Origin of the sequence: Bacillus cereus group sp. RP32 (genome assembly GCF_040459735.1) — a bacterium.
In the GTDB taxonomy this organism is placed as follows: Bacteria; Bacillota; Bacilli; order Bacillales; family Bacillaceae_G; genus Bacillus_A; species Bacillus_A wiedmannii.
On the sequence record NZ_JARVHO010000001.1, the window covers coordinates 1,911,405 to 1,937,328 of the forward strand.

Consider the following 25,924-nt stretch of genomic DNA (forward strand, 5'->3'; position numbering starts at 1 on the left):
CGTTTTTTCGTATGAATTTGTTCTTTTTATTCTGTATACCTATTGTTATTCATAAATTAATAACAATTGAGGGGATGGAGTTGAGGTCGATGAAAAAAGTATTATTTTTGGGAGACCCAGGAATTGATGACTCTTTAGCAATTATGTATGGATTGTTGCATCCTGATATTGATATTGTCGGCGTAGTAACGGGATATGGAAATGTAACGCAAGAAAAGGCGACGAGTAATGCAGCATATTTATTACAATTAGCAGGAAGGGAAGATATACCGGTTATTAATGGTGCGAAGATTCCTTTATCTGGAGATATTACAACATACTATCCGGAAATTCACGGGGCAGAAGGTTTAGGACCAATTCGTCCTCCGAAAAATCTTTCTCCGAATATAAAGCCTTTTTGTGAGTTTTTTGATATTCTTGAAAAATATAAAGGAGAATTAATCATTGTCGATGCTGGCAGGTCAACGACACTTGCGACAGCGTTTATTTTGCAAAAGCCGATGATGAAGTATGTGAAAGAATATTATATAATGGGTGGTTCTTTCTTAATGCCTGGAAATGTTACACCAGTTGCAGAGGCGAATTTTCATGGTGATCCGATTGCGTCACAATTAGTTATGCAAAACGCCAAGAATGTGACATTAGTGCCACTTAACGTTACATCTGAAGCAATTATTACGCCAGAAATGGTGAATTACATTACGAAACATTCTAAAACGAATTTTAATAAATTAATTGAACCGATTTTTACGTATTATTATAAAGCTTATAGAAAGCTAAATCCGAAAATAAAAGGAAGTCCAGTGCATGACGTTGTCACAATGATGGTTGCGGCAAATCCGTCTATTTTGGACTATGTATACCGCCGTGTCGATGTAGATACAGTAGGGATTGCAAAAGGAGAAAGTATTGCTGATTTTCGTCCTCAACCTGATGCAAAATCCTTAAAGAATTGGGTGCGAATTGGTTGGTCATTACATTATAAAAAATTTCTCGAAGACTTCGTGAAAATTATGACGTAGACATAATAGGAGAATACAAGTTAAAATAATGGAGATGATTACTAAAATAATCATCTCCATTATTTTGTTTGAAAGAGATAGATAGAGAAGAGTTATACAATAGGAGAGGAATTTTACTTGAAAAAAACTATAGTATGCGCAGTGATTGTGGGTATTTTCGTTTTGCTAATATCGGGTAATTTTTTAGTGAAAAAAGTGTGGAGTTCAAATAATGATGATGCACAGTATATCGCATCCTTTATTGAAGAACATAAAGATGAAAAAAATAGTGCGCTTCTCGTGAAGAGAAATGATAAAGTTGTTTATTCTGTAAATCCAAATGTTGTATTGCCAGTTGCTAGTACGATGAAGTTAATTGTGGCGCTTGAATATACGAAACAAGTTACGGAAGGGAAAATTGATCCGTCTAGTTTCGTTTCCATTAATGATATAAATCGTTATTATGTGCCGAATACAGATGGCGGTGCGCAAGATAGATGGCAAAGGTATTTGCAAAAGACAGACAAGATAACAGAAGGGGCAGTTTCTTTAGAAGAAGTGGCAAAAGGAATGGTTAAGTTTAGTTCGAATGCGAATGCTGAATATTTGATGGAAGTGTTAGGATTAGATAATATTAATCGTAATTTACAAAGTTTATCGCTTCCAGCACATCAGCCGCTATTTCCGATTGTTTCATCTTTATACATCCCTGGATATTTGCATAAAGAATTACATGTTCCGAAATATAAAATAGAGAAAAAGTTAAAAGAGATGTCTCAAGAGCAATATCGTGAATATGCGATGATTATACATGAACGCTTAAAGAAGAAGGGACCATTATTACAGAAGGAAATTCCTCTTTATTTAGAGGAACGTTACGATAAAATTTGGTCAGATCGATTACCAGCAGCTTCTGCAAACGATTATATGGTACTGCTTCAAAAGGCAAATCATAAAGGTGGCCTAACAGAAGCCGAAGAAAAAGTGTGGGCGAATATCGTTGAAACAGATATGAGTGCTAAAAAATATCGTAAAACATTTAGACATGCAGGGCAAAAAAATGGCTATACGCCATGGACAGTTACAAAAGCAGTTTATGCGATGGATAAACGCGGGAATTGTACAGAAATAGTGTTTTTAGCAAATAATTTAAATGAGGACGACAGTGCAGAAATACGGAAACATTTAGCGAACTTACATTTCCAAGTGCTGCAAAGTGATAAGTATGATGCGACTTTTATTAAGTAAACTCGGTGCAGAGAGCACCGAGTTTATTTTTATCCCGCTTTAATGGGCAGTAAGACCCTCACCTCAAAATTCAGCGAAAGCAAAGAAGTTAGGTGGGGGATCAACTGCCCCTAAAAGTCCGATTGGTTCAACTAATAATCAGTGGGGGATGAAGAAAACCCCCACTGATTAAAGTTTCACTTTATGTACAAGCACTTTTTCGCCATCTCTGGGTATGATGGGTAGTAATACTTAGGTGAGAGGGGAAAAGGTGATGAAACAAAGTAAAGAAGAGTTTATAAAGAGTGAAGGCGCTGATTTCCCTGGAAAAACATATGTAGATTGCGTATTACAACATGTATTTCATTTTCAGCGAAATTACTTATTGAAAGATATGTTTCAAGTGCATAAAGCACATATCACGATGCTGACTGAAGAAAATTTAATGAAAAAGGAAGAAGCTAAAGTTATACTACACGCATTAAAAAAGGTAGAGGGAATTCCAGAAGAGCAATTGCTTTATACAGAGCGGCATGAAGATCTCTTTTTTTTAGTGGAACATTTAATTTCTCAAGAAGCGAAAAGCGATTTTGTAAGTAATATGCATATTGGTAGAAGTAGAAATGATATGGGTGTAACGATGTATCGCATGAGTTTAAGACGATATGTATTACGATTAATGGAACATCATTTATTATTGCAAGAAAGTATATTACAACTTGCCGATGATCATAAGGAAACGATTATGCCAGCTTATACACATACACAACCAGCACAGCCCACAACATTTGGTCATTATACGTTAGCGATTTATGATACGATGCAAAGAGATTTAGAACGAATGAAACGAACGTACAAACTTTTAAATCAGTCTCCAATGGGAGCCGCCGCTCTTTCTACAACAAGTTTCCCAATTAAACGAGAGCGAGTTGCCAATTTACTTGGGTTTACAAATGTAATTGAGAACTCATATGATGCTGTTGCTGGAGCGGATTATTTATTAGAAGTTAGCTCGTTACTTATGGTAATTATGACGAATACGAGTAGATGGATTCATGACTTTTTACTATTAGCGACGAAAGAATATGGTGGTATTACTGTTGCAAAGCCATATGTACAAATAAGTAGCATTATGCCGCAAAAGCGAAATCCAGTTTCCATTGAACATGCCCGTGCGATTACGAGTAGCGCTTTAGGAGAAGCATTTACAGTATTTCAAATGATTCATAATACACCATTTGGTGATATTGTCGATACAGAAGATGATTTGCAGCCGTATTTATATAAAGGAATTGAAAAGACCATTCGTGTTTTTTGTATTATGAATGCAGTTATTCGAACAATGAAAGTAGAAGAAGAAACGTTGAAGAGTCGTTCTTATAAACATGCAATTACGATAACTGATTTCGCAGATGTTTTAACAAAAAACTATAGCATTCCATTTCGGCATGCGCATCATGCAGCGAGTGTTATTGCGAATATGTCATTGGAGCAGAAAAAGGAGCTACATGAATTACATTTCAAAGATATAAATATATACTTACAAGAAAAATTTAAAATAAAATTATTAGAAAAAGAGTGGGAAGAAATTGTATTACCAGAAGCTTTTATACAAAAAAGAAATGTATACGGTGGACCGAGTAAAAAAGAAATGGAGCGCATGATTAAAAATCGAAAAGAATCATTTCAAAAAGAAGAAGAGGTATTTGAAAAAGAAAAACAGAGAATTTTACAAGCTGAAACTGATTTGAATATGTTAACTTCGCATAGTATTGAATCGTAAAAGAGGGATTTAATGAATTAATCGCCAATACTTAATGAAACTATAAATAGAGAGAAGAGATTGTCGATGATTCAATTACATGTATATGAAGAGATTCTTACTTTTAAAGAAGAGGTTACACCATTTTTAGAAAAGAATGAGCAGGAAAATAATCTCATATTAGGTGTATTACAAATGGTCCAACAACCGATATTTATGGGAGTAGCAAAACAAAGAGAAGAAATTAAAGTTGTATTTCTTCAAACAGAAGAGAAGAAACAAATCATTGTTGCTACGTCTGAAATGATGGAAGAGGAAATTGTGGAACTTGCAAAAAGATTAGCAGAAGTATATCCAAATGTTCCTGGATTGATCGGTAATAAGAAAACTGTACAGAGATTAGCGGAAGAGATTGCCGTGTTAGAAAATAAGAAAACGAATGTTGTAATGGAACAAGGTGTGTATGCATTACAACAAGTTAAGAAGAAGTGGACCGAGGATGGGGCTTTTCGAGAAATAGGTAGTGATGAGCTACCATTAATAGAACAGTGGATTTATCAATTTTGCGAAGATGTAAGGCTTCCTACTACGAAAGAAGAAGCGAAACAAACCGCTCATACATTAATTACGAACCGTCGTCTATTTGGTTTAGATGTAGATGGGAAGCTTGTTTCTGTAGCTGCAAAAACGAGACCGACTACAAACAATATAACAGTTAATTTCGTATATACACCGAAAGAAGCGCGGAAAAAAGGGTACGCATCTAGTTGTGTCGCTGCACTTAGTCAACGTATGTTAGATGAAGGATATAAGACGACTACGTTATATACTGATCTAGCGAATCCTACGTCTAATAAAATTTATCAAGAAATTGGTTATGAACAAATTGCGGAGTCTGTACTTATATTTTTAGAGAAATAAAATGAAAAGGCACGCTATTAGAGCGTGCCTTTTTGTTATTCATCAATTCGAATGACTTCACCTTGCGGGAAATTCTCAGTTTCTAGTAAGCTACGAATTGCTTTCGCAACGTATTCAGGTGACAGTAGTTTTCCTTCTTCTTTTAGTGCGATGAAGCGGTCTAAATTTATGAAGTCTTCTTTATTTGTTTCGCGGATTTGTGCTTGCATACTTGTGTCAACAACACCAGGTGCAAAAGAGACGATTTTTACTGGATATTCTTTTTCTACTTCTTCGGTTGCTACGCACTGTGTAAACATATTTACACCAGCTTTCGTCGTGCAATAAGCACCCCATCCGAAATAAGGATTTTTCCCTGCACCAGATGAAATGTTTATAACACGTTTATCTACTTTCCAGTCTTTCGTATGTTTCATGAAAGTGGAGGTAAGAATCATCGGTGCAAGTAAATTAATTTGAACGTTCGTAATGAGCAGTTCACTTTCAGCTTTTTCTATTGGTTTCATCGGTGCGAGTGTACCAGCATTATTAATTAAATGAATAGATGATACAGTGTCTTTTTGAATAGATGAAATGATTTCGTTAAAGTTCGTTTCTAAATTATGTACATCTTGAAGATCTAAGGAGTGGAAAACACAATTGCTGTTATATTGCTGTGCAAGTTTCGTAAGTTCTTTATTTTCTCTTCTAGAAATAGAGATGATACTTGTGTTTTCTTCTAACAATTGCGCGGCAATTGCCTCACCTAAACCTTGTGAAGTTCCTGTTACGATAACATAGCGCATAGTGTAGTAAGCTCCTCTCGTATGTGCGGAATTTTGTTGGACAAAGTACATTGCATAGTTTGTCTACATTTTATAGTATAGAGCACTTTTTACTATAATTGAAATGAGATGATTGTGTGCCTTTTATAAATCGTTTTACAACAACAGTACCTGGTGCCGTCACGTTCACTGGGAATACGTTAGGGCTAAGCCCTACATCGCCTGCGCCAGGTAATATTTTTGGTACACTTGCTGTGTTTACGACAGTAAATACAGCGTTGCAAGTACCAGGATTCCCAGCAGGGACAACAGATGAATGGCAGTTGAATTCTTCAAGTGCAATTTTAAATCTTCCAGCGGGAAGTAGTGTGTTATATGCAGAATTAGTTTGGGCTGGTACTTTCCGGACTGATACGGAAGATGTTTTACCGTTTTTAAATGATAATATTACATTTACAACACCGGCTGGGACTTTTTCTGTTACGCCAGATCCTGCTACTGCGCAGCAAGGTTCAGTAGGGAATCAGTTTTATTATGCGCGCTCTGCCAATGTAACGAATCTTGTTAGTGCAGGCGGGGCAGGAACTTATACTACAGGTGCAGTGCCAGCTGCAAGAACTTCATTTGATCCAACTATTAGTCGTTCGGCTGGTTGGACACTTGAGGTTGTGTATCAAAATGCCAGTTTGCCACTTCGGAATTTATCAGTTTATGCAGGTCAAGAAATTATCGATGCTTCATCACCACCAGTGGATGCTATTATTTCAGGATTTGCTACCCCAGCGACAGGAGCTGTAACAGGGCGAGTGCTCGTAACTGCTCAAGAAGGTGATTCTAACATTGTTGGAGATCAACTTCGCTTTGGACCGAATGCAAATACTACAGTTGCATTATCCGGCCCGAGAAACCCCGCAAATAATTTTTTTCAGTCACAAGTTTGTAACGATATTGGAGAGTTAGATACAACTGGAACGTTTGGAGATTTGAATCAGCCTTTAGGGATAGCTTTAGCCGTCCGAAGACAAGGGTGGGATATTACAAATGTAAATGCCTCTGCATCATTAGTAAATAATCAAACGTCAGCAACGGTTCGATTCGTTACTAATGGAGATGGATATGCTGCAGCTGGTTTTGGGGTTCAAATTGATGCAACGGGGCCAATTATTAATCCTGTTAAATCGGTCAATAGAACAGTTGCAGGAGTTGGAGATATTCTTACCTACACAATTACAGTTCCTAATACAGGTACGGGAAGTGCAGAAAATGTTATATTACAAGATAGTATTCCGAACGGAACGACGTTTGTTACAGGTAGTGTAACGGTAGGTGGAGTAACACAGCCGAATGCGAACCCTGCTAATGGAATTAATTTAGGCACAATCCCAACTAACGCGCAAAGAGTTGTTACATTTCAAGTGCGAATAACATCGTTTCCGAACCCAAATCCTATTCCGAATCGCGCAATGGTGTCATATCAATTCCGTCCTTTCGTCGGTAGTCCACCAATTACAAGTATGTCTTCTTCAAATTCAGTACAAACGACAGTGAATCAAGCAACTATAAGTATGCAAAAATCTGTAGATTTACAGACAGCAACCCTTAATGATGTATTAACATACACAGTTAATGTGACGAATAATGGAAATGTCACTGCAAATAATGTTGTTTTTGTTGATAGTATCCCTGGTGGCACAACATTTGTTCCAAATAGTGTCACGGTAAATGGGGTAGCACGTCCAGGAGCAAATCCAGCAAGTAGTATTAATCTAGGAAGTATTAATGCTTCGCAAACGACTGTAGTGCGTTTTCAAGTTCGAGTAACATCTAATCCGCTTGTAAATCCAATTCCAAATCGTGCGAGTGTAACATTTAACTTTACTCCAGTACCTGGTCAACAACCAATTTCAGGACAGGCGACAAGTAACACTGTATTTACTACAATTAATGTAGCTGATATAAGAACGAGAAAAGCAGTGGATAGAGCTTTTGCGACAGTGAATGACGTTCTTACGTACACTATTACAATTGAGAATGCCGGAAATGTACTTGCGACAAATGTTATTTTTCAAGATCCAATTCCAATTGGAACAACTTTTATCGCAAATAGTGTGACTGTAGATGGGGTTTCACAACCAGGAGCAAATCCTTCGACTGGGTTTGCGGTAGCAAATATTTCTCCAGGTGGAAGTAGGACAGTGCGTTTTCAAGTCCGAGTGACATCTACGCCATCCGGAGGCACGATTGCGAATCGCGGAAATGTATCTGCTAATTTCGTCGTTATTCCGAATCAACCACCAGTGACGATTAATAGACAAACGAATACAGTTGTGACGCAAGTTAATACAGGCGGTTTAAATGTAATAAAAGAAGTGAATACGACACAAGCGGCAGTAGGGGACACTTTAACGTACACGATTGCCGTTCAAAATACAGGAAACGTTCCGTTAACAAATGTATTTTTCCAAGACCCTATTCCTTCCGCTGTTTCTTTCGTTGCAAATTCTGTAACCGTTAATGGAGTATCGCAAAGTGGATTGAATCCGAATACAGGATTCTCTCTTCCGAATATTCCTGCGGCTCAAACAGTTGTAGTCACATTTGACGTATTAATTGTACAGGATCCAGAAAATGAAGATATTTTAAATCAAGCAAATGTAACAGCGAGTTTTCAAGTGAATCCGAGTGAACCACCAGTAACAATCAATGTTCCGAGTAATGTTGTGAATACAACAGTACAATCAGGGAACTTTGAAGTTGTGAAATCAGTGAATACGAATGTTGCAACGGTAGGGGATGTTTTAGTATATACAATTGAAATCATAAATGCAGGTAGTGTAACAGCTACAAATGTGTTTTTTCAAGATTCAATTCCACAAGGGACATTATTTATTGAAAACAGTGTAGTTGTTAATGGGGTTTTACAAGAAGGGGCAGATCCAGAACTTGGATTCCCATTAAATAATTTGCCTACTGGTGCGAGTGTAATTGTTGGGTTTGAAGTATTAATTGATGAAATTCCTCAAGGAAATAATGTCGTAAATAATGCGAATGTAACTGGAGATTTTCTTGTAAATCCAACAGAGCCACCGATAACTGTAACAGTACCAAGTAATACTGTTATGACAGTGGTGAATTCTTCAGGGTTAAATGTAATAAAAAGTGTAAGCGCTGCTGAAGCAGGTGTAGGAGATACGTTAACGTATACAGTTCGTATACAAAATAGTGGAACAGTAGCAGCGACAAATGTATCATTCGTTGATCCAATTCCATCTGGAACAACGTTTGTAGTAAATAGTGTAACGATAAATGGAACGCCTCAGCCAGGTTTAAGCCCAATAATTGGATTTCCACTTGCTAACATTCCGGTAGGAGGGATGGTAACAGTTACTTTTCAAGTGACGATTACGAGTGTACCACCAAATAGAGTTCTTCCGAATAATGCGAATGTAACTGCTGATTTCCAAGTAAGTCCTCTCCAGCCACCAGTTACAATTGTAACGATTAGTAACATTGTTGTGACGCGAGTGAATGTAGGATCACTTAATGTAATGAAGAGTGTAAATACACCACAAGCAGGAGTAGGAGATACGTTAACGTATACGATTCTTATTCAAAATACAGGAACTGTTCCTGCAACGAATATTATTTTTCAAGATCCAATTCCGTCTGGTGCTGCGTTTGTAGCAAATAGTGTGACGATAAACGGAGTCGTTCAGCAAGGCGCGAATCCTATGGTAGGTTTCCCAGTACCAAATATTCCGGTCGGGCAAACATCTACGATTACGTTTCAAGTTACAGTGACGAGTGTTCCGAGCGGTGGAAATATAAGAAACCAATCGAACGTTACTGCAAGTTTTCTTATAAATCCAGCAAACCCTCCAATAACGACTGTTACGAATAGTAATTTCGTTGTGACGCAAGTAAACACTGCTCGATTAAATATACAAAAATCTTCATCTGTACAACAAGCTGCACTTGGAGAGACTTACACGTATTCTGTAGTCATTCGAAATAACGGCACAGTAACAGCAACGAATGTTTCCTTCATTGATCCAATTGCTCCAGAAACAACATTTGTAGCAAATAGCGTAACGATAAATGGAACGCCTCAACCTGGATTTGATCCAAATATAGGTTTTACGCTTCCTAATATCGCTGCTGGAACATCATTGACTGCAACGTTCCAAGTAACAGTAGTTGCGCCATCCACGCGCGGAGCCGTATTAAACACGGCATCTGCAACAGCCACTTTTTTATTAAATCCTTTACAGCCCCCTGTAACAACAACCAATTCAAGTAATACGACAGTAGTTACGATACCGTTACCTCCTCCTGGTGAAGTAACAGCGGTAAAAACAGTTGACGTTGCTTCAGGAGCTGTTGGAGATGTATTAACGTATACAGTGCTAATAACAAATGTAGGAATTATCCCTGTTACAGATGTACTCTTCCAAGATGTCATTCCAGAAGGGACGACGTTTGTTGAAAATAGTGTAACGATAGGCGGGGTGCAGCAACTTGGTTTAAATCCAGAAACAGGATTTCCGGTTATCCCGTTATTAAATGCAGGTGCAAATATTGCTGTGACGTTCCAAGTGACGATTACAGAAATTCCAGATAATGAAGTCATATTAAATGATGCAGACGTTACATTTACTTCACAACCAAATCCGCAGGAACCACCGATTACGGAAACGATATTAACGAATTTAGTCGTTACGACGATTAATATAGCTTCGATTTTCCCATTAAAATTAGTAGATAAAGAAATAGCCACTGTAGGAGAAATTTTAACGTATGATGTATTAATCTTTAATTTCGGTACAGTGGCAGCGACCAATGTTGAATTTATCGATACTACTTCCGCCGGTGTAGCATTTGTACCGGGAAGTGTGAGCATAAACGGGGTGCCGGCACCAGGATTAGATCCTTTCATTGGTTTTACAGTTCCAGATATACCTGTAGATAATTTTGCACGTGTCACATATCAAGAGATGGTAACGAGCATACCGGAAGGTGGAACCGTTGTTAACTTTGTAGACGTTACAGCTACATTTGCTGTAAGTGAAACAGAGCCGCCTATTACGGAAACAACGACAAGCAATACGACATTAACAAAAATCAATGAGCCTGGTTTGAATGTTTTAAAATCAGTGAGTCAGCTGGTCGTTGCAGTAGGTGATACAATCACATATACAACAGTAGTTCAAAATACAGGGACAGTGGTAGCGACGAATGTTCAGTATAGTGATGTATTACCTTCCTCTATAACATTCGTGCCGAACAGTGTAACAATAGGCGGTGTAACACAACCTGGATTGAATCCTAATAATGGATTCCCACTTCCAGATATAAACCCAGGAGCTAGTGTAGAAGTTACATTTCAAGTAACGGTAGTCAGTGTTCCATCAAACGGAACAATTGCCAATACGGCAAATGTTACAGGAAGTTTTATATTAGTACCAGGAGAACCACCAGTTGTAGTGAATCAGCCAAGTAACACGACGCTCACAACTGTAAATAGAGGACGATTTACTGTTATTAAACAAGTAAATAGAGCAGCTACTCTCGTTGGAGATGTATTAACGTATACGGTTCAAATAACGAATACAGGAACAGTAACAGCAAATGATGTTCAGTTTATTGATACAATTTCAGCAGGAGCGTCATTTGTATCGAGTAGTGTAACGGTAAATGGAGTTTCGCAACCAAACTTAAATCCGATTACTGGCTTTGGAGTAGGAGATATACTAGTTGGAGAAACAGTTATCGTGACGTTTCAAGCGACAGTTACAAACATCCCGTCATCAGGAACCATTACGAACGTTGCAAATATAACAGGAAGCTTTACTTTAGTACCAGGAGAGCCACCGGTTGTAGTAACAGAGCCGAGTAATACGACAATAACAAGAGTAAATAGAGGACGATTTAATGTTATAAAAACCGTAAATAAGCAAGCAACACGTTTAGGAGATACGTTAACTTATAGTGTGCAAGTTACGAATACAGGAACGGTAGCTGCAACAAATGTTCAGTTTATTGATGTTCCATCACCTAGTTTAGAATTCGTTCCAGGAAGTGTACAAATAAATGGGATTCCGCAAGTAGGTTTAGATCCTTTTGTAGGCTTTCCATTACCTGATCTTGCAGTAGGGGACAGTATATTAATTACATTTGAAGTAAATGTAATCGCAATTCCGCCTTCTAGTAGCATTATGAATACAGCGAGAGTAACTGGTGATTTCGAATTGATTCCAGGAGAACCACCGTTTACAATTACGAACTCAAGTAATACGACAGTCACACCAGTAAATCGAGGTAGTTTAGATATGCTGAAAGAAGTAGATAATTCGGTTGTTGGAGTGGGAGAAACGGTAACGTATACTGTTCGTATATTAAATACTGGTACGGCTGATGCGATGAATGTTCAATTTATAGACGTGTTATCTCAGGAAGCTGAGTTTGTTCCAAATAGTGTAACGATAAATGGAGTTCCGCAACCAGGGTTAAATCCACAGGCTGGATTTACGATACCAGACATCCCAGTCGGTGAGACGGCACTTGTAACATATGAAGCTACGATTACAAGTTTTCCAGATGGTGGTACAGTAGTGAACGTTGCTGGGGCGTTAGCAGAATATATTTTAGTACCAGGAGAACCGCCAGTTACAGTGATGGATACGAGCAATACAGTTATAGTGACGGTAAATACGGCAATCTTATTTGTTGCAAAAGGAGCGGATTTTGAAGTAGCGATGGTAGGAGATGTTGTCACTTACGGAATTGCTGTTATAAATGATAGTACAGTTCCTGTGACGAATATTGTTTTAACAGATATCATTGATCCGAATACGTTATTTATAAATGGCTCGGTAACGGTAAATGATGTACCTTTTCCATTTGCCAACCCGAATACAGGTATTCCGTTAGGTGATTTTCAGCCAAATGATGCAGCAATTATTAATTTCCAAGTTGTAATAACAGGAGGGCAAATAAATAACTTAGTTACAAATACAGCTACGGCGAGTGGGCTTGCAATTGTGAATCCAAATGAACCGCCTGTAGTAGTTGAAGGCGATAGCAATACAGTTGTTATCCCGTTTATTCCTCAAAATGTCTCAACGACAGTCGTAAAAACGGCGGATCATCAAACAGCGACAATTGGAGATGTTATTACGTTTACGACAGTTATTACAAATACGGGGGATACTGTCATACAAAATATTCGTTTTCAAGATATGTTAGATAGTAGTGTTCGATTTGTTCTTGGAAGTGTAAAGGTTGATAATACGCTAGTGCCAAATGTAAATCCAGTATCAGGATTTCTTACAGGAAGTTTAAATCCAGGTGAAGCAAGCACAGTCTCGTTCCAAGTAGTAGTTCAGAGCGCGCCAAGTGGTTCAGGAAATTATATAAATCAAGCGAGTATTCGCTTCGAACATCAAGTAGGTACAGTGTTACCACCTGTTACACAAATAATAGAAAGTAATATTGTGGTCATACCATTCGTCCCAACGATCGAACAAATTTGTGAAACAAACTTTAATTGCTTAGATAAAATTCCATTTCAATGTTCTCCGTGTAATCAGTTGCACCAACATAAAAAATAAAAACAAAAAGAGCATCTAGAAAGAATTGGATGCTCTTTTTGTTTTATCATATAGACTCATTTTCAGACGAGGTAAAAAACTCGTTAATTTTGTTGGAGAGTAGAAATGGAATAGCTCCTTTTATAACAGAAATATCCCAGTCCCACCATGCTAGACTCTCTAGTTTGTCAATCGTTTCTTGCGGGAAACGATATCGAACAAATTTTGCAGGATTACCAGCTACAATTGCATATGGAGGTACGTCTTTTGTAACAACACTCTTTGCCCCAATAATGGCTCCGTTACCAATTGTAACACCAGATAAAATGCAGGATTGATAACCAATCCATACATCGTTGCCGACTATGATGTCACCTTTTGAAGAAGGATGACCAGTAATATGTGCTCCTTCATTAAAAAATGCATTAAATGGGTATGTCGTTATCCAGTCTGCGCGATGTTCACCGCCAAGTATAAAAACGACTTCTTCTCCTAATGAACAAAACTTACCTATTTTTAATTTTGTTTCATCATTCCAAGAAAAAATGGTTGGACCTACTTTACTATAAGTATAATCACCAATATCATATTTATTATATTCAGGTTTTTGATTTAAAAATAACATAACAAATTTAGCATCCTCTCTAAAGCAAGTAATGGATATGGAACATTATATGCAACTTGGAATAAGTCGAACTGTGTTGTATGAATTGGTAATGCACAAAAATAGTAGTAGGCGCAATGAATAAAAAAGGAGTGGAATGAATGATATACGAAATGGGGCTATATAATAAACTTTTTCAATCAATTCAATTAGGGAAAAAAGTATATGAAGTACGTTTATACGATGAAAAACGTCAACTTATAAAACAAGGCGATAATATTGTATTTACGAACCTTACGACAGCGGCAACGATGACTGTAAAAGTAACGGAAATAAAACGATACGCAAGCTTTAAAACAATGTACGAACAAATTGATAAAAAATTATTGGATTGTGAAAATGATGGTTTAGAGGAAATGCTAGAAAGTACATACAAAATATATACGAAAGAACAAGAACAAAAGTGGGGAACAGTTGCGATTCGTATTGAGGTAATAAAATGATAAGAAATCGCGGCGGGGCTATCATTGTGCAGGAAGGGAAAATTGCTCTTATAAAACGTATTCGAGAAGGGGAAACATATTATGTTTTTCCAGGCGGAGGAATTGAAGAAGGAGAAACAGCTGAAGAAGCAACGAAGCGAGAAATTTATGAAGAATTAGGGGTACATATAAAAGTGGAGCATAAAGGTACGGAGTATTATTTTAATGCTCATATTACAGATGGGGTTTTCGGAAGTGGTAAAGCTGAAGAGTTCAAACAGAAAGATAGAGGGAGTTATATTCCGTTGTGGTTGCCGATACACGAGTTGGAAAAAGTGAATATAAAACCGTATGAAGTGGTCGGAAGTATGTTCAATCATTATAAAAAGTAAGGTCTGACAACATACAAAAAAAACCATTGACATAGTCTTCTGATTTAAGTATTGTATTCGAGTATGTTTATAATCAGGAGGTTTATATGAGCAATCAATCTACTACACATCATGTGAAAATGACAACAGCAGATCCATCTGGAATTGGTCTATTTGGATTAGCGATGGTAACACTTGTAGCATCATCTCAAAAGTTAGGCTTAACAGATGGCGTTTCACTTGTATTACCGTGGGCAATCTTTTTAGGAGGATTTGCACAAATCTTTGCGTGCATTCACGATGCAAAGCATAACAATACGTTCGGTACAACAGCATTCGGTGCATACGGCCTATTTTGGTTAGGTGTTGGAATGACTTGGTTAATTCAACTTGGAGTATTTGGCGAAAAATTAGCACAAGCTGCAGATTCAAAACAGCTGGGTGTAGCCTTTATTGGATATTTGATTTTCACAATCTTTATGACAATTGGTGCAATGGAAACACATAAAGTATTATTTATGATTTTCGTCCTTATTGATTTCTTATTTATTGGTCTTTCATTAAGTACTTTAGGTGTTATGCCGCATGCAATGCATAATTTAGCAGCGTATTCTGAACTATGTATTTCATTATTATCTTTCTATGGTTCAGCAGCAGCAGTGTTAAATACACACTTCGGTAAAGTTGTATTACCAGTTGGAAAGCCGTTTGGTATTTTTAAAAAGTAATAAAAAAGCACAGGTGATTGTATAGTCATCTGTGCTTTTTTATATGGAATAAATAAAAACGAAAAAATATAATTGAAATTGATTCTCATTATTAATATAATGAGAATGAGAATCATTTATTGTAAGAGGGGGATGCCGAAGTGGCAAAAATTTTAATAGCTTATGCAAGTATGTCAGGAAATACAGAGAGTATTGCTGATTTAATAAAAGTTAGTTTAGATGCTTTTGATCATGAAGTAGTATTGCAAGAAATGGAAGGCATGGATGCTGAAGAATTATTAGCCTATGATGGAATCATTTTAGGATCTTATACGTGGGGCGATGGTGAATTACCGTTTGAGGCGGAAGATTTCCATGAGGACTTAGAAAATATAGATTTAACAGGGAAGAAAGTAGCGGTATTCGGATCAGGTGATACGGCGTATGAACTATTTTGTGAAGCGGTAAGGATATTTGAAGAAAGACTTGTAGAACGCGGTGCAGAGCTTGTACAAGAAGGGTTGAAAATCGAACTAGCTCCAGAAGATGAAGAGGATGTTGAAAAATGCAGTAATTTTGCAATTGCATTTGCTGAGAAGTTCTAAGAATGGGAGTGTCAACGTGGAGACAATGTTAAGTGCGACCGCTATTACAAAGTTAAGAGATGGAAAACTTATGTTAGCTACTACATATAATGGCTTATTTATTGAACGAGACGGAGAATGGAAACAAATATTAAAAGGTTTTCAAAAACGAATTAGGGATTTACATAGCGAAGATAATGTAGTGTATGGTGTAGGTGACGAAGGGATTTTTATTCGTAGTATGAATGGTGGAGAGAACTGGACGGTTCAGCGTTTTCCAACAAAAGCAACGAGTTGGAATGTGTGTAGTAATGTACAAGGAACAGTCATTGCTCATGGAGATAAAACGTTGTATCGTTCTAATGATTTTGGTTCGACATGGGAAACCATTCATCCATTTCTTGAGTATGGTGGCGGGGCACCATCTATTCGATCGTTATTTTTATATAAACATTACTTATTTATCGGTACGAAAATACATGCTAAATATGGTGGTGTTTGGCTCTTTAATTTGGAGACACGTAAATTAAAGAGGATTAAAATCGTGATGAATCAGATGATCTCAGCGTTGACTGTACACAATTCTTATATAGTAGCAGCGAGTGGATCGTGCAAGGGGATTAGCGGGAATATTTCTTTTTGTAAAATAGATGAAAGTATTAAGAGTGAAAAAACATATTGGCACACATGTCAAAGTGAGCAGAAAGCAAGTAGCTATTTAGCCTTGAGTGTAGATCAACATGTGCTATATACAACGTCAACGCAAAATAAGGCGGGGATTAGTACGGTTTGTCGTGTACTTTTAGAAGAAGGACTTGTTACAGTATGTGACTCAGTTAAAGGGCATGGCTGGCGCATCGTTAACCAAAAAGAGGGTTATGTTGTAGCTGGATCAGGTGAATCAAAAGCGATGCAGTGGAAGAAAAAAATTATATAGCAAAAAAAACTTTGCTTTTATTATTTTGATATGATATAGTTACTTTAAACCATTTTACTTTTAATAATATAGAGATTTAAATGAGCTGTAACTTCCGAGGAGGATAGCAATGTTAAATCTCCTCTGGGGTTGCAGTTTTTTAATGTTTGAAGTATTATTGTAAAGTGGTTGAAAATGAATATGTACATATAGGTACATTGTAGGAGGATTTTTTAAATGCAAAACGGTAAAGTAAAATGGTTTAACGCAGAAAAAGGTTTCGGTTTCATCGAAGTTGAAGGCGGAGAAGACGTATTCGTTCATTTCTCAGCTATCCAAGGCGACGGCTTCAAATCTTTAGAAGAAGGTCAAGAAGTTACTTTCGAAGTAGAACAAGGTAACCGTGGACCTCAAGCTACAAACGTTAACAAGAAGTAATTACGGAAAAAAGAAGGGCTTGCCCTTCTTTTTTTTGCATTTTTATTGAATAACCTCCTATGTACATATAATAATGAGATTAAATTTTCGTTTATTAGACGAAGTATTTCATGCATAAAGTGTATGAATGAATAAATAAATACTGAAAATAGAGTATGTGTGTGAAAAGGAATTTAGAAAGAGGTAAATAAATTGGAAAACACTACACATTTTATTGTGTTCGATATAGAGAGAAATTTCAGGCCGTATAAATCAGAAGATCCGTCAGAGATAGTTGATATCGGAGCTGTAAAAATAGAAGCAAGTACAATGAAGGTAATTGGAGAATTTTCGGAGTTAGTAAAGCCGAGTGCACGACTCACTCGTCATACGACAAAATTAACGGGAATTACAAAGAAAGATTTAATTGGTGTGGAGAAATTCCCGCAAATTATAGAGAAATTTATTCAATTTATCGGAGAAGACTCTGTATTTGTTTCATGGGGAAGAGAAGATTATCGTTTTCTATCTCATGATTGTATGTTACACGGTGTAGAATGCCCATGTATGGAAAAAGAGAGAAAATTTGATTTGCAGAAGTTTGTTTTCCAAGCGTATGAAGAGTTATTTGAGCATACACCAAGTTTACAATTTGCAGTAGAACAGCTCGGTTTAACGTGGGAAGGGAAGCAGCACCGAGCTTTAGCGGATGCTGAGAATACAGCGAATATACTTCTTAAAGTATATAGCGAGAGAGACATTCATAAACGGTACAAAAGACATGGTGAGCTTGAACTTGTAGAGAACGGAAAACTAACAGAAAAAGCGAAAAAAAAGATGCGAAAATGGGTATTTAAAGAAATGAGAAAAAATACAGAGCGTCCTTTCGTTTGGAGTGCATTTGAAAATAGTGACACGTGGGAAAGTATAACGGAAAGATATTATATAAGTGAAGCTACAATAGCACTTCTGAAAAAGCATTTTCCTACGGCGGTGAGAAAAGCGGAAAGGCAGATTAGGTATTTGGCTGAGATGGAGGAGAATGTAGAGGTTAAATGACATTCTCCTCTATTTCTAGCTACATAAATTTAACGTCATTGTACTGATGGATGAATAAAGTATTCATATTAAATAGGAATTGATTTGTTGTGATTGGGCCATTATAATTGCTTTGAAAATTAAGGTGTGGTAAGAATTTTTAAATACATTCATGAAATTAGAGCGCATAGAAATGAAAAAGGGTAGAGTTAAATGGAAGCAATCTTTAACATTGTAACAGTTTTAGTTTTTGGGATAATATTTACCACGCTATTAGCAGTAATTACACTTCCTTTCATAGCAAAGAAGAAAAATTGGAAAACGCTTAATATATCTTTAAATCGTGGTGTATTAAAGATTAAAATCGAAGAATAAGATAAGAGTTTTATACAAGGGAGGTGTGATAGTGATAGACTTGGATATCAAAGACGTCACCGTAAAGATGGAATTAAACGGGGTCTTTTGGAATGAGGATGGGATCGCTGAAATGACGGTGACTACAAAAGAAGAGCATTCTCTTCTTCTTCGTCTAGTAGTTGACTTAGAAAGTAAAACTATTAGGGCGAAGAGTGCCGAAATAGTGAATGGATTCTGCCCTCTGTGCAAACAGAAAAGGGACGAATGTAGTGAACTTAATGACTTACAAAACAAAATGGATATTTTAGAAGAAGCTTACGATTGGGTGAGAGAGCATCCAGAATATCGTTTTCAATTATCTTTTTACGAGTACAATAAATTTGAGGTAGTGAAGTGAAATTTTCATTTTACCAATATACATAGTGACTACTCTAATGGAAATACACTTGTACAACAAGGAAGGAATCTACTGGATTCTGCAACAATTGTTATCTTGGATTAAAAATAAGCATATTTTGTTTTAAAGCAGAAAAACCGATTCTTAGAAGAATCGGTTTTTTTATATAACTGTCAACTATGTCCCAAATAAAAGAGCGTTTGTTAACAGCGCTCAGTAAAAATAGTTATATGGAAGGATTTATCCCGCATTAACGGGCAGTAAGACCCCCCACCTTAAAATTCAGCTGAAGCAACGAAGTTAGGTGGGGGATCAACTGCCCGTAAAAGCCCGATTGGTTCAACTAATAATCAGTGGGGATGAACAAAACCCCCACTGATTAAAGTTTCACTTTATTCAATCCCGTTCGGATCATAAGAATACTGCTGCTTATTCTCAATCCGCTCAATCACATCTTGCAATTCATCTGGCTTCAGAAACTCAATCGGAGAGAAGCCTTTCTCAAACGTAAGTGTATCAGCCTCAATCATTAATACGTATCGATCATTTACCTTTGCGATATGTATTTGATCCCCGAAATCAGCAAGCAGGGCCTTCACAGAGATATGATCTGCTTTTAGCTTTAATTCCACTTCAGGAGCATGCTCGACGATTTGAGCGGTAGCTTCCATTACTTCTTCGGTTGAAAATTGTTCCATAATTTCGCGTTTCGGACTGGCAGCCCATACTTCCATTGCTTGGTCGAATTGTTCGCGTTCTTCCGTACCTTCTTCAAATACATCTTCAATTTGGTCGTATACCATGTCCATTACTTGTGTTTTCATAATTTCAGGCATAGAGCGTTCGTACTCGACGAATTTTAAGAAGTCTTCAAAGTAGCGGGCGTGTGATGCTTGGTGAATTTTTAGCTCACCCACTTCGACCATACCTTCTTCAGGCATGTACGGATATTGGATAGATTTCATGTTTTTTGTTGTGATGGCCATTTCAACGTTACGAATCAGTGTGGATTCATCTGAAATAGAAGCGACTTTCGGTTCGAAGTCACATTTCATAACGAAAACGAATGGATCATCAAAGTATTTGCGTAGTTTTGCTTGCGCAATTAAAAATACACCACCGCGTACAGCGCTTGTGTCCAGATATGTATAAACGAGAGGTTCACTCATATCTTTGAAGTTTTCCTTTGTTTCCGCAAAGCGAATGCGATTAAAGAGGTTGTAATGAGGGTTTGAATCAAGTTCGTGCCCTTCTTCTACAATGAAGCGACCAATCTTTGTCGGAGCTTGTTCTGTTTTCGCATGACGTTCTACTTTTCGCTTTGAAATTTTTAATAATTCACCATTCAAAAATTCTTTTAAGGAGCTATCTTCATACTCTTCAGCGTCTAACGTTTGAAAATGTTTGTAGCGTTTATCAACAGCTTCACCTTTTCCTTCTACTTGTACAACATAAAAGGAAAGATAATTTATTTCAAAATCCATATTTATCACCTTGTTTCATTTCATTAACTCTTATCAGTATAGAGATGGAAAAAACTTTCGTCAATTTATATAAGGAAGGGGGAGCCCCTTCCTTTATATATTTTTTCCTTTCGAAATTAAAATCCGTCTTCTAATGCTGAAAATGGAATGTTTAGTCTGTTTTCTATTGTACGTAAACGTTGGTTTAATCGGTTTAATCTACGTGTATGACGCTCAACCGTGTTTTCTAATTGACGTACTCTTTGTTCAAGCTCATTTACTCGTCTTTCTAGTTGACGGTTTCCAGTACCAGGAAAAGAGATTGGAAGTTGGAATTGTCGATTTTGATCATATGGATTAACTTGTTCTGCTGGATCTATATATTGTTGGTATTGTGCTTGTAAATCATATTGAGGTTGATAACCATTTTGGTTATATGGATCGTAGGGGTACATAAAAACATCCTCCATTTCTTTAAAATAGGTTAATTCACCATAATGTATGTGTAAAAGCGGAGTGTGGCACGGCAAATACCTATTTATGTTCACAGGATGTTCCTTTATAAATAAGAATATGGAGTTTTACATTTGTATTTCTTTCGTTTTATGGTATATACTGGATAAAAAGGTGAGGTTACATAAAGGTTACAATTCTATCGAACTCCAACTTTTATATAAATATGTATAGACATTTAGAAAAGAAAAGAGTAATTTATATAGAGTGAAAAATAACTTGTAACATTTTATAAATATATTGTAAAATGATTGTAACAAAACATACATGAAAATGAAATAATACATAAAAGTAATATTGGGAAAAAGGGGAGAGTATATTGTTCCGTAAAGTAAAGGGTATATTAGTTGGGGTGTTATGTGTAGCTATAGTGAGTGGTTGTGGTGCAAAAGTAAGTGATGTTGCATTAGTAAGTGACATTGGTGGCCACACGGTAGAGGCTAAAGCAGAGGTACAGGATTCTATTAGTTTAGTAGATGGTCGTACTGGTACGGAAGTGAAAAAGCTAGATTTATCGAGTCTAGGTTATTTTGAAGACGAAGCAAAATTTAAAAAATCGGTAACGAAGGTTGCTAGCGAGGTTGGAAAAAGCGTTGACAAAAAGATGGTCCCTTCACGTGTAGCACCTGATGGAAGTTGGCAAGAAGGAAAACCTTCTTATGAATTAATGGAAAAAGAATTAGTAGATAAATTATTAAACGTTGGCATGTGGGATTCTTCATATCAATTACCGATTATTGAGAAAAAGCCTATCGCAACATTAAGTGATGCGCAAGGAAGTGGTACGGTAATTGGTAGATATGAAACGAATTTAGGTGGCTCAGCAGGTGGCCGTATTGAGAATATTCGTTTGTCAGCAGCGAGCATAAATGGGGTTGTATTAGCAAAAGGAGATAGTTTCTCTTTCAATGCATTAATTGGTGATACAACGCCAGATAAAGGATATCAACTAGGAAAAGAAATTGTAGATGGTAAATTAGTAGATGGATACGGCGGTGGTGTTTGTCAAACATCATCAACATTATACAATGCAGCAGATCAAGCTGGTTTGAAAATGGTAGAGAGAACGACACATTCTAAAACGGTAGGTTATGTTCCACAAGGAAGAGATGCTACAATTGCATATCCATACTTAGACTTAGTATTTGAAAACACGAATGATGCACCTGTGAAACTTTATATGGGCATTCAGGGCGGAAAGTTAGTTGCTGAAGTACATAAAATGAAATAAGAGTTATAAAGCCATATCTTCTGAAAGTTAGAAGATATGGCTTTTTTATTATGAAAATAAAAAGTGTATAAATTCTGACTTTTCTTATTTACATAGGATGATTTTAGTTGTATCCTTCATAGTAACGGTTATATGAAATAGGAAAATATCGGGATAAGGAGATGGAGTAATTCATGGTACAAATTCATCCGAAAACACGTATTGGTCATGTTGAGTTTAAAGTACAAGATTTAGAGCGCCAAATTGCTTTTTATGAGAATGTAGTAGGCCTAGAAGTAATTCAGCGTGAGGAGAATAAAGCATATTTATCAGGAAAAGGTGGAAAGAACACGTTACTTGTTCTTGAAAAATTAGAGGACGGGGTACTGCAAGAACCGCGTACGACTGGTATATATCATGTAGCCTTTTTAGTTCCGACTCGTGAGGCTTTTGCTTCGGCATTATTTGGTGTGATTCGTAATAAGAATGTAATTGATAGTCCGGCTGAGCAAGAAGGACGTTATACATATTCAAATGAAATTTTACCGATCTCAAGGTTTAATAGTGCAAGTGATCATACGTATAGCGAAGCGTTTTATTTACAAGATTTAGAGGGGAATGGTATAGAAATTTATGCAGACCGTCCGCGCGAACAATGGGGAGAAGGACCAGGAGGCAGTACGCCGCTTGATTTAAAAGAACTGGCAACACTCGTTGATTATGAGGTTGATGGGTTGCCTGCTAATACTGTCGTTGGGCACGTACATTTACGAATAGCAGATGTAGAGAAGTCACACGAGTTTTATGTAGAGACAGTAGGATTTGAAGTACAACAGCGTGAAGATGACTGCTTATTCATTTCTGCAGGAGGATATCATCATCATATCGGTGCAAATACGTGGAACGGAGTAAATAATCCACACCCACTCGCACATGCAACTGGACTTAAAGTGTATACAATTGTATTACCACATAAAGAAGCGTTAGATGAAGTGAAAGAAAGATTAATAGAAAAACAACATAAAGTAAACGAAAGTACAAACGGATTTACAGTAGTAGATCCTAGTGGTATTACAGTGCAGTTTGAAATAGAGAAAGCATAAAAGAAGTCGGAAGGTGTATAATCACTTTCCGACTTCTTTTTGATACGTAATCCAAGTAGCACAAGGATTGAAAGGAAAAGATTTTAATATCTCCATTGCGTATATACTCGTTGAATCGAATTCACCTTGAATGAAAGAATAACCGTGTTTACTTGTATACATAGCTTGTTTGAAAACGAGAAGTTTCAGTAAGGATAAATTTTCTGTAGTGTGAGTCCCACACCATCCTAGTTCTACCGTATTATCCTTTTCTGATGTATGGAGGAAAGAGTACGCAATAATTTTATTCTCTTCATCTATCATTACAAAGCTCCCATCTAGTAACACATCATCAGTTAAGATCTGTTCTTTCCAAGTTTCGAGCGGGTATGAGGCAACGGGATTTGCTAAGTGAGTATCCTCATAATTCGTTTTTACTAAGTGAGCTAGCTTTTCAAAGGAGCTATTATTGGATAGGATGATTGATAAGCTTTGTACATCATAATTTGAATGAAGCTTTGTATCGATAGCTATGATTTTGCGTACTTCTAATATCGGCATATATGTTCTTCGGATTTCCATAAAATTATGTTCTTCATAATAGGCTTTTAAATGAGCCGATGTTCCCCATATAGAGGTTTGTAATGGTAGTTTGAAGTTTTCTCGTTTTTGAATCTCGTTTAATAAAAATTGTTCAATGTGTACCTCTGAATAGAACGGATTTGTATACATTCGAAAGTATGTGCAGTATGGATGGAAGTTACTGTTCCACGTGAAAAAGACGCCTACTACATCTTTTTTATAGTAGGCAATATACGCACATTTTTTTTATTATCTCGTAATAAGTTAAATAGATAAGAGTCTTCATTGTATAAATCAATAAATTGTTTTACTTTTAGCTCATTACTTCTACTATATTTCTCTATAACAAGATTATTTTCATTGGATGACTTCTTCATAGCTCAATCCAAAATCTTCTTACTACATTTCCATCTTCCTCAATGAAATCATCATCACGAAGCCCGCCGTTATGTAAAATTGTTTTTTCTGAAGCTGTATTCACTTCGTCGCAAACGACAAGTGCTTTCGTAATGTTTAATTCCTTCGTTTTTTCTAGCGATAATTTTAATAACTTCGTAGCATAACCTTTTCTTCTTTCAGAAGGGCGAATGCCATAACCGATATGACCTCCAGCGTTAAATAAATGCGCGGTTAAACTATGACGTATATTAACAGCTCCTACAATTTTATTTTCATCTGTAACGAGCCAATACGTAGAGTCTGGTACCCAAGATTCAGGGAGGTTTATTCCGTTATGAGCATCGTGAAGTTCTTGAATCATTGCCGTGAAATTAGAGGGATCTTTTGAGATAACCCACGGAATCATTGTTTCACCGCTATCTTTCCATTCGTTATAAAAATCTAAGTATTCTTCTTGTAAATCGATAGTAGGTGTAAGTAAAGAGACGTTCATTGTTAGTAAGCTCCTTTATTTATTTAGTATGTATAAAAAAATACGGTGTAAAATGTAAGCGTTTTCTAAACTTTCTCAACCTCATTTCATGTAATCCACCTTTGTTTTTTAAGAAAATTAGTGGAGTTTTAAAATTAGAAGTTATTTATTTTATGTTAATATTTAAAATATTAACATAAAACGGTTGGGGTATTAAGTGTATTTTAGCAAAATTCCTTCATATCGATAAAAGGATGTGTGTGATAATTTTTGTTTTATCTATCTATAATGAATGAAAGGGGGAAGGGCTCGTGAGTGTAAATTTTGATTTGATTATACGAATCGGTGTTGCGGGTTTGTTAGGAGCAATAATCGGTATTGAAAGGGAAATTCGATCAAAAGAAGCGGGATTAAAAACACATTTCCTAGTAGCGGTAGGAAGTGCATTAATAATGGTCGTTTCGAAATATGCTTTTTCAGATATTATGAATGAGGAACATATGGCTCTTGATCCGAGCCGTATTGCAGCACAAGTTGTAAGTGGAGTAGGGTTTTTAGGTGCAGGTACAATTATTATTCAAAAACAGGCAGTGAAAGGATTAACGACAGCGGCTGGTTTATGGGCTACAGCAGGAATTGGATTAGCAATTGGGGCTGGCATGTATGTAGTAGGCATTGGAGCGACGATTCTAGTTTTAATTGGTTTAGAGATTGTGAGTCGTATTTTTAAGGTGCAATTTTTATTTCCGCAAAATATAACAGTGCAAATGTGTATAAATAAACATGAGGTGGTACAACAAATAGTAGAAACGCTACAAGTGAAAGGTATTCCAATACTGTCATATGAAGTGGAAGCTTTGCAGCGAGGTACAGAAATAGTTTATAAGGTAGGGATGCAACTGAAAAATATATCGTCAGAAGAAAAGAATGAATTTATTCAGCATATGCAAACATTACCGGAAGTTACGTTTATAAAGTTAAAATCATAGCGTTGAAAACGAGGATAGATATAGCAGGAATTTCGCTATTATCTATCTTTTTTGATATAAAATTCACATAAAGTCAA

General features: G+C 36.6%; 22 protein-coding genes and 1 pseudogene. 17 read left to right on the forward strand and 6 right to left on the reverse strand.

The genetic code is table 11. From position 1 onward, the window contains the following. Positions 1-11: 11 nt before the first annotated feature. The 4 genes from QCI46_RS09905 (at position 12) to QCI46_RS09920 (ending at position 4,911) form a co-directional block, all read left to right on the forward strand. Positions 12-1,022, forward strand: coding sequence for a nucleoside hydrolase (locus tag QCI46_RS09905; protein WP_483299015.1), 1,011 nt, complete (start codon positions 12-14; stop codon positions 1,020-1,022). Positions 1,023-1,139: 117 nt separating this feature from the next. Beyond that, complete coding sequence (locus QCI46_RS09910) at positions 1,140-2,249, forward strand: serine hydrolase (RefSeq protein WP_087982182.1); 1,110 nt, start codon at positions 1,140-1,142, stop codon at positions 2,247-2,249. A gap of 235 nt (positions 2,250-2,484) precedes the next feature. Further along, on the forward strand, positions 2,485-4,011 hold the full coding sequence (argH, locus tag QCI46_RS09915; protein ID WP_353840082.1) for an argininosuccinate lyase: 1,527 nt from the start codon (positions 2,485-2,487) through the stop codon (positions 4,009-4,011). A 66-nt stretch (positions 4,012-4,077) separates the two neighbouring features. Beyond that, the gene (locus QCI46_RS09920; protein ID WP_353840083.1) at positions 4,078-4,911 is read left to right on the forward strand and encodes a GNAT family N-acetyltransferase; all 834 of its coding nucleotides are present in this window, start codon (positions 4,078-4,080) and stop codon (positions 4,909-4,911) included. 35 nt (positions 4,912-4,946) lie between these two features. Here the strand turns inward: QCI46_RS09920 and QCI46_RS09925 are convergent, their stop codons facing one another. Further along, positions 4,947-5,696 carry a (S)-benzoin forming benzil reductase gene (locus QCI46_RS09925; protein WP_075311528.1) on the reverse strand — a complete coding sequence of 250 codons (750 nt, stop codon included), beginning with the start codon at positions 5,694-5,696 and terminating at the stop codon, positions 4,947-4,949. Between the two features lie 116 nt (positions 5,697-5,812). Between QCI46_RS09925 and QCI46_RS09930 the strand changes: the two genes are divergently transcribed. Then, a complete protein-coding gene (locus QCI46_RS09930; protein WP_353840084.1) occupies positions 5,813-13,285 on the forward strand; it encodes a DUF7507 domain-containing protein in 7,473 nt (2,490 codons plus the stop codon). Between the two features lie 46 nt (positions 13,286-13,331). Here QCI46_RS09930 and QCI46_RS09935 read toward each other — a convergent pair whose 3' ends face one another. After that, positions 13,332-13,889 (reverse strand): CatB-related O-acetyltransferase, encoded by a 558-nt coding sequence (locus tag QCI46_RS09935; protein WP_353840085.1) that lies wholly within the window; start codon positions 13,887-13,889, stop codon positions 13,332-13,334. Between the two features lie 140 nt (positions 13,890-14,029). On the opposite strand from QCI46_RS09935, the gene QCI46_RS09940 reads away from it, so the two are divergent. The 9 genes from QCI46_RS09940 to QCI46_RS09980 all read left to right on the forward strand — a co-directional run bounded on the left by QCI46_RS09940 (position 14,030) and on the right by QCI46_RS09980 (position 19,137). After that, a complete protein-coding gene (locus tag QCI46_RS09940) occupies positions 14,030-14,371 on the forward strand; it encodes an ASCH domain-containing protein (protein ID WP_353840086.1) in 342 nt (113 codons plus the stop codon). Beyond that, positions 14,368-14,742, forward strand: coding sequence for an NUDIX hydrolase (locus QCI46_RS09945; protein WP_353840087.1), 375 nt, complete (start codon positions 14,368-14,370; stop codon positions 14,740-14,742). The genes QCI46_RS09940 and QCI46_RS09945 overlap by 4 nt, the downstream gene beginning before the upstream one ends. 86 nt (positions 14,743-14,828) lie before the next feature. Then, entirely contained in the window at positions 14,829-15,449 is a 621-nt protein-coding gene (locus QCI46_RS09950; protein ID WP_000070921.1) for an acetate uptake transporter, read from the forward strand. A gap of 140 nt (positions 15,450-15,589) precedes the next feature. Next, complete coding sequence (locus QCI46_RS09955; RefSeq protein WP_353840088.1) at positions 15,590-16,033, forward strand: flavodoxin; 444 nt, start codon at positions 15,590-15,592, stop codon at positions 16,031-16,033. Between the two features lie 16 nt (positions 16,034-16,049). Next, positions 16,050-16,949: a WD40/YVTN/BNR-like repeat-containing protein gene (locus tag QCI46_RS09960; protein WP_353840089.1), complete on the forward strand. Its 900-nt coding sequence runs from the start codon at positions 16,050-16,052 to the stop codon at positions 16,947-16,949. Positions 16,950-17,165: 216 nt separating this feature from the next. Continuing rightward, positions 17,166-17,366 (forward strand): cold shock-like protein CspB, encoded by a 201-nt coding sequence (cspB, locus tag QCI46_RS09965; protein ID WP_001179147.1) that lies wholly within the window; start codon positions 17,166-17,168, stop codon positions 17,364-17,366. A 192-nt stretch (positions 17,367-17,558) separates the two neighbouring features. Next, on the forward strand, positions 17,559-18,404 hold the full coding sequence (locus tag QCI46_RS09970; protein ID WP_353840090.1) for an exonuclease: 846 nt from the start codon (positions 17,559-17,561) through the stop codon (positions 18,402-18,404). 192 nt (positions 18,405-18,596) lie between these two features. After that, a complete protein-coding gene (locus tag QCI46_RS09975) occupies positions 18,597-18,758 on the forward strand; it encodes a hypothetical protein (protein WP_353840091.1) in 162 nt (53 codons plus the stop codon). A 31-nt stretch (positions 18,759-18,789) separates the two neighbouring features. Next, complete coding sequence (locus QCI46_RS09980) at positions 18,790-19,137, forward strand: hypothetical protein (RefSeq protein ID WP_131934504.1); 348 nt, start codon at positions 18,790-18,792, stop codon at positions 19,135-19,137. A gap of 392 nt (positions 19,138-19,529) precedes the next feature. Here the strand turns inward: QCI46_RS09980 and QCI46_RS09985 are convergent, their stop codons facing one another. Both QCI46_RS09985 and QCI46_RS09990 read right to left on the reverse strand, forming a co-directional pair. Next, positions 19,530-20,621 (reverse strand): DUF3900 domain-containing protein, encoded by a 1,092-nt coding sequence (locus tag QCI46_RS09985; protein WP_000345047.1) that lies wholly within the window; start codon positions 20,619-20,621, stop codon positions 19,530-19,532. 116 nt (positions 20,622-20,737) lie between these two features. Then, entirely contained in the window at positions 20,738-21,070 is a 333-nt protein-coding gene (locus QCI46_RS09990) for a hypothetical protein (protein ID WP_353841851.1), read from the reverse strand. Positions 21,071-21,432: 362 nt separating this feature from the next. Here QCI46_RS09990 and QCI46_RS09995 point away from each other — a divergent pair, with 362 nt between their 5' ends. Further along, positions 21,433-22,344, forward strand: coding sequence for a VanW family protein (locus tag QCI46_RS09995; protein ID WP_098090585.1), 912 nt, complete (start codon positions 21,433-21,435; stop codon positions 22,342-22,344). Positions 22,345-22,517: 173 nt separating this feature from the next. Then, a complete protein-coding gene (locus tag QCI46_RS10000; protein ID WP_353840092.1) occupies positions 22,518-23,426 on the forward strand; it encodes a VOC family protein in 909 nt (302 codons plus the stop codon). A 21-nt stretch (positions 23,427-23,447) separates the two neighbouring features. Here QCI46_RS10000 and QCI46_RS10005 read toward each other — a convergent pair. Beyond that, positions 23,448-24,364, reverse strand: a pseudogene (locus QCI46_RS10005) (GNAT family acetyltransferase). Continuing rightward, positions 24,361-24,879, reverse strand: coding sequence for a GNAT family N-acetyltransferase (locus QCI46_RS10010; RefSeq protein ID WP_353840093.1), 519 nt, complete (start codon positions 24,877-24,879; stop codon positions 24,361-24,363). The pseudogene QCI46_RS10005 and the gene QCI46_RS10010 overlap by 4 nt, the downstream one beginning before the upstream one ends. A gap of 290 nt (positions 24,880-25,169) precedes the next feature. Between QCI46_RS10010 and QCI46_RS10015 the strand changes: the two genes are divergently transcribed. Continuing rightward, complete coding sequence (locus tag QCI46_RS10015) at positions 25,170-25,847, forward strand: MgtC/SapB family protein (RefSeq protein ID WP_088608875.1); 678 nt, start codon at positions 25,170-25,172, stop codon at positions 25,845-25,847. Positions 25,848-25,924: the final 77 nt, after the last annotated feature.

Coding starts and splice junctions, on each gene's coding strand:
- QCI46_RS09905 (WP_483299015.1), top strand. CDS start 12: ATGAATTTGTTCTTTTTATTCTGTATACCTATTGTTATTCATAAATTA.
- QCI46_RS09920 (WP_353840083.1), top strand. CDS start 4,078: ATGATTCAATTACATGTATATGAAGAGATTCTTACTTTTAAAGAAGAG.
- QCI46_RS09925 (WP_075311528.1), bottom strand. CDS start 5,696: ATGCGCTATGTTATCGTAACAGGAACTTCACAAGGTTTAGGTGAGGCA.
- QCI46_RS09935 (WP_353840085.1), bottom strand. CDS start 13,889: ATGTTATTTTTAAATCAAAAACCTGAATATAATAAATATGATATTGGT.
- QCI46_RS09940 (WP_353840086.1), top strand. CDS start 14,030: ATGATATACGAAATGGGGCTATATAATAAACTTTTTCAATCAATTCAA.
- QCI46_RS09945 (WP_353840087.1), top strand. CDS start 14,368: ATGATAAGAAATCGCGGCGGGGCTATCATTGTGCAGGAAGGGAAAATT.
- QCI46_RS09950 (WP_000070921.1), top strand. CDS start 14,829: ATGAGCAATCAATCTACTACACATCATGTGAAAATGACAACAGCAGAT.
- cspB (WP_001179147.1), top strand. CDS start 17,166: ATGCAAAACGGTAAAGTAAAATGGTTTAACGCAGAAAAAGGTTTCGGT.
- QCI46_RS09975 (WP_353840091.1), top strand. CDS start 18,597: ATGGAAGCAATCTTTAACATTGTAACAGTTTTAGTTTTTGGGATAATA.
- QCI46_RS09985 (WP_000345047.1), bottom strand. CDS start 20,621: ATGGATTTTGAAATAAATTATCTTTCCTTTTATGTTGTACAAGTAGAA.
- QCI46_RS09990 (WP_353841851.1), bottom strand. CDS start 21,070: ATGGAGGATGTTTTTATGTACCCCTACGATCCATATAACCAAAATGGT.
- QCI46_RS10000 (WP_353840092.1), top strand. CDS start 22,518: ATGGTACAAATTCATCCGAAAACACGTATTGGTCATGTTGAGTTTAAA.
- QCI46_RS10010 (WP_353840093.1), bottom strand. CDS start 24,879: ATGAACGTCTCTTTACTTACACCTACTATCGATTTACAAGAAGAATAC.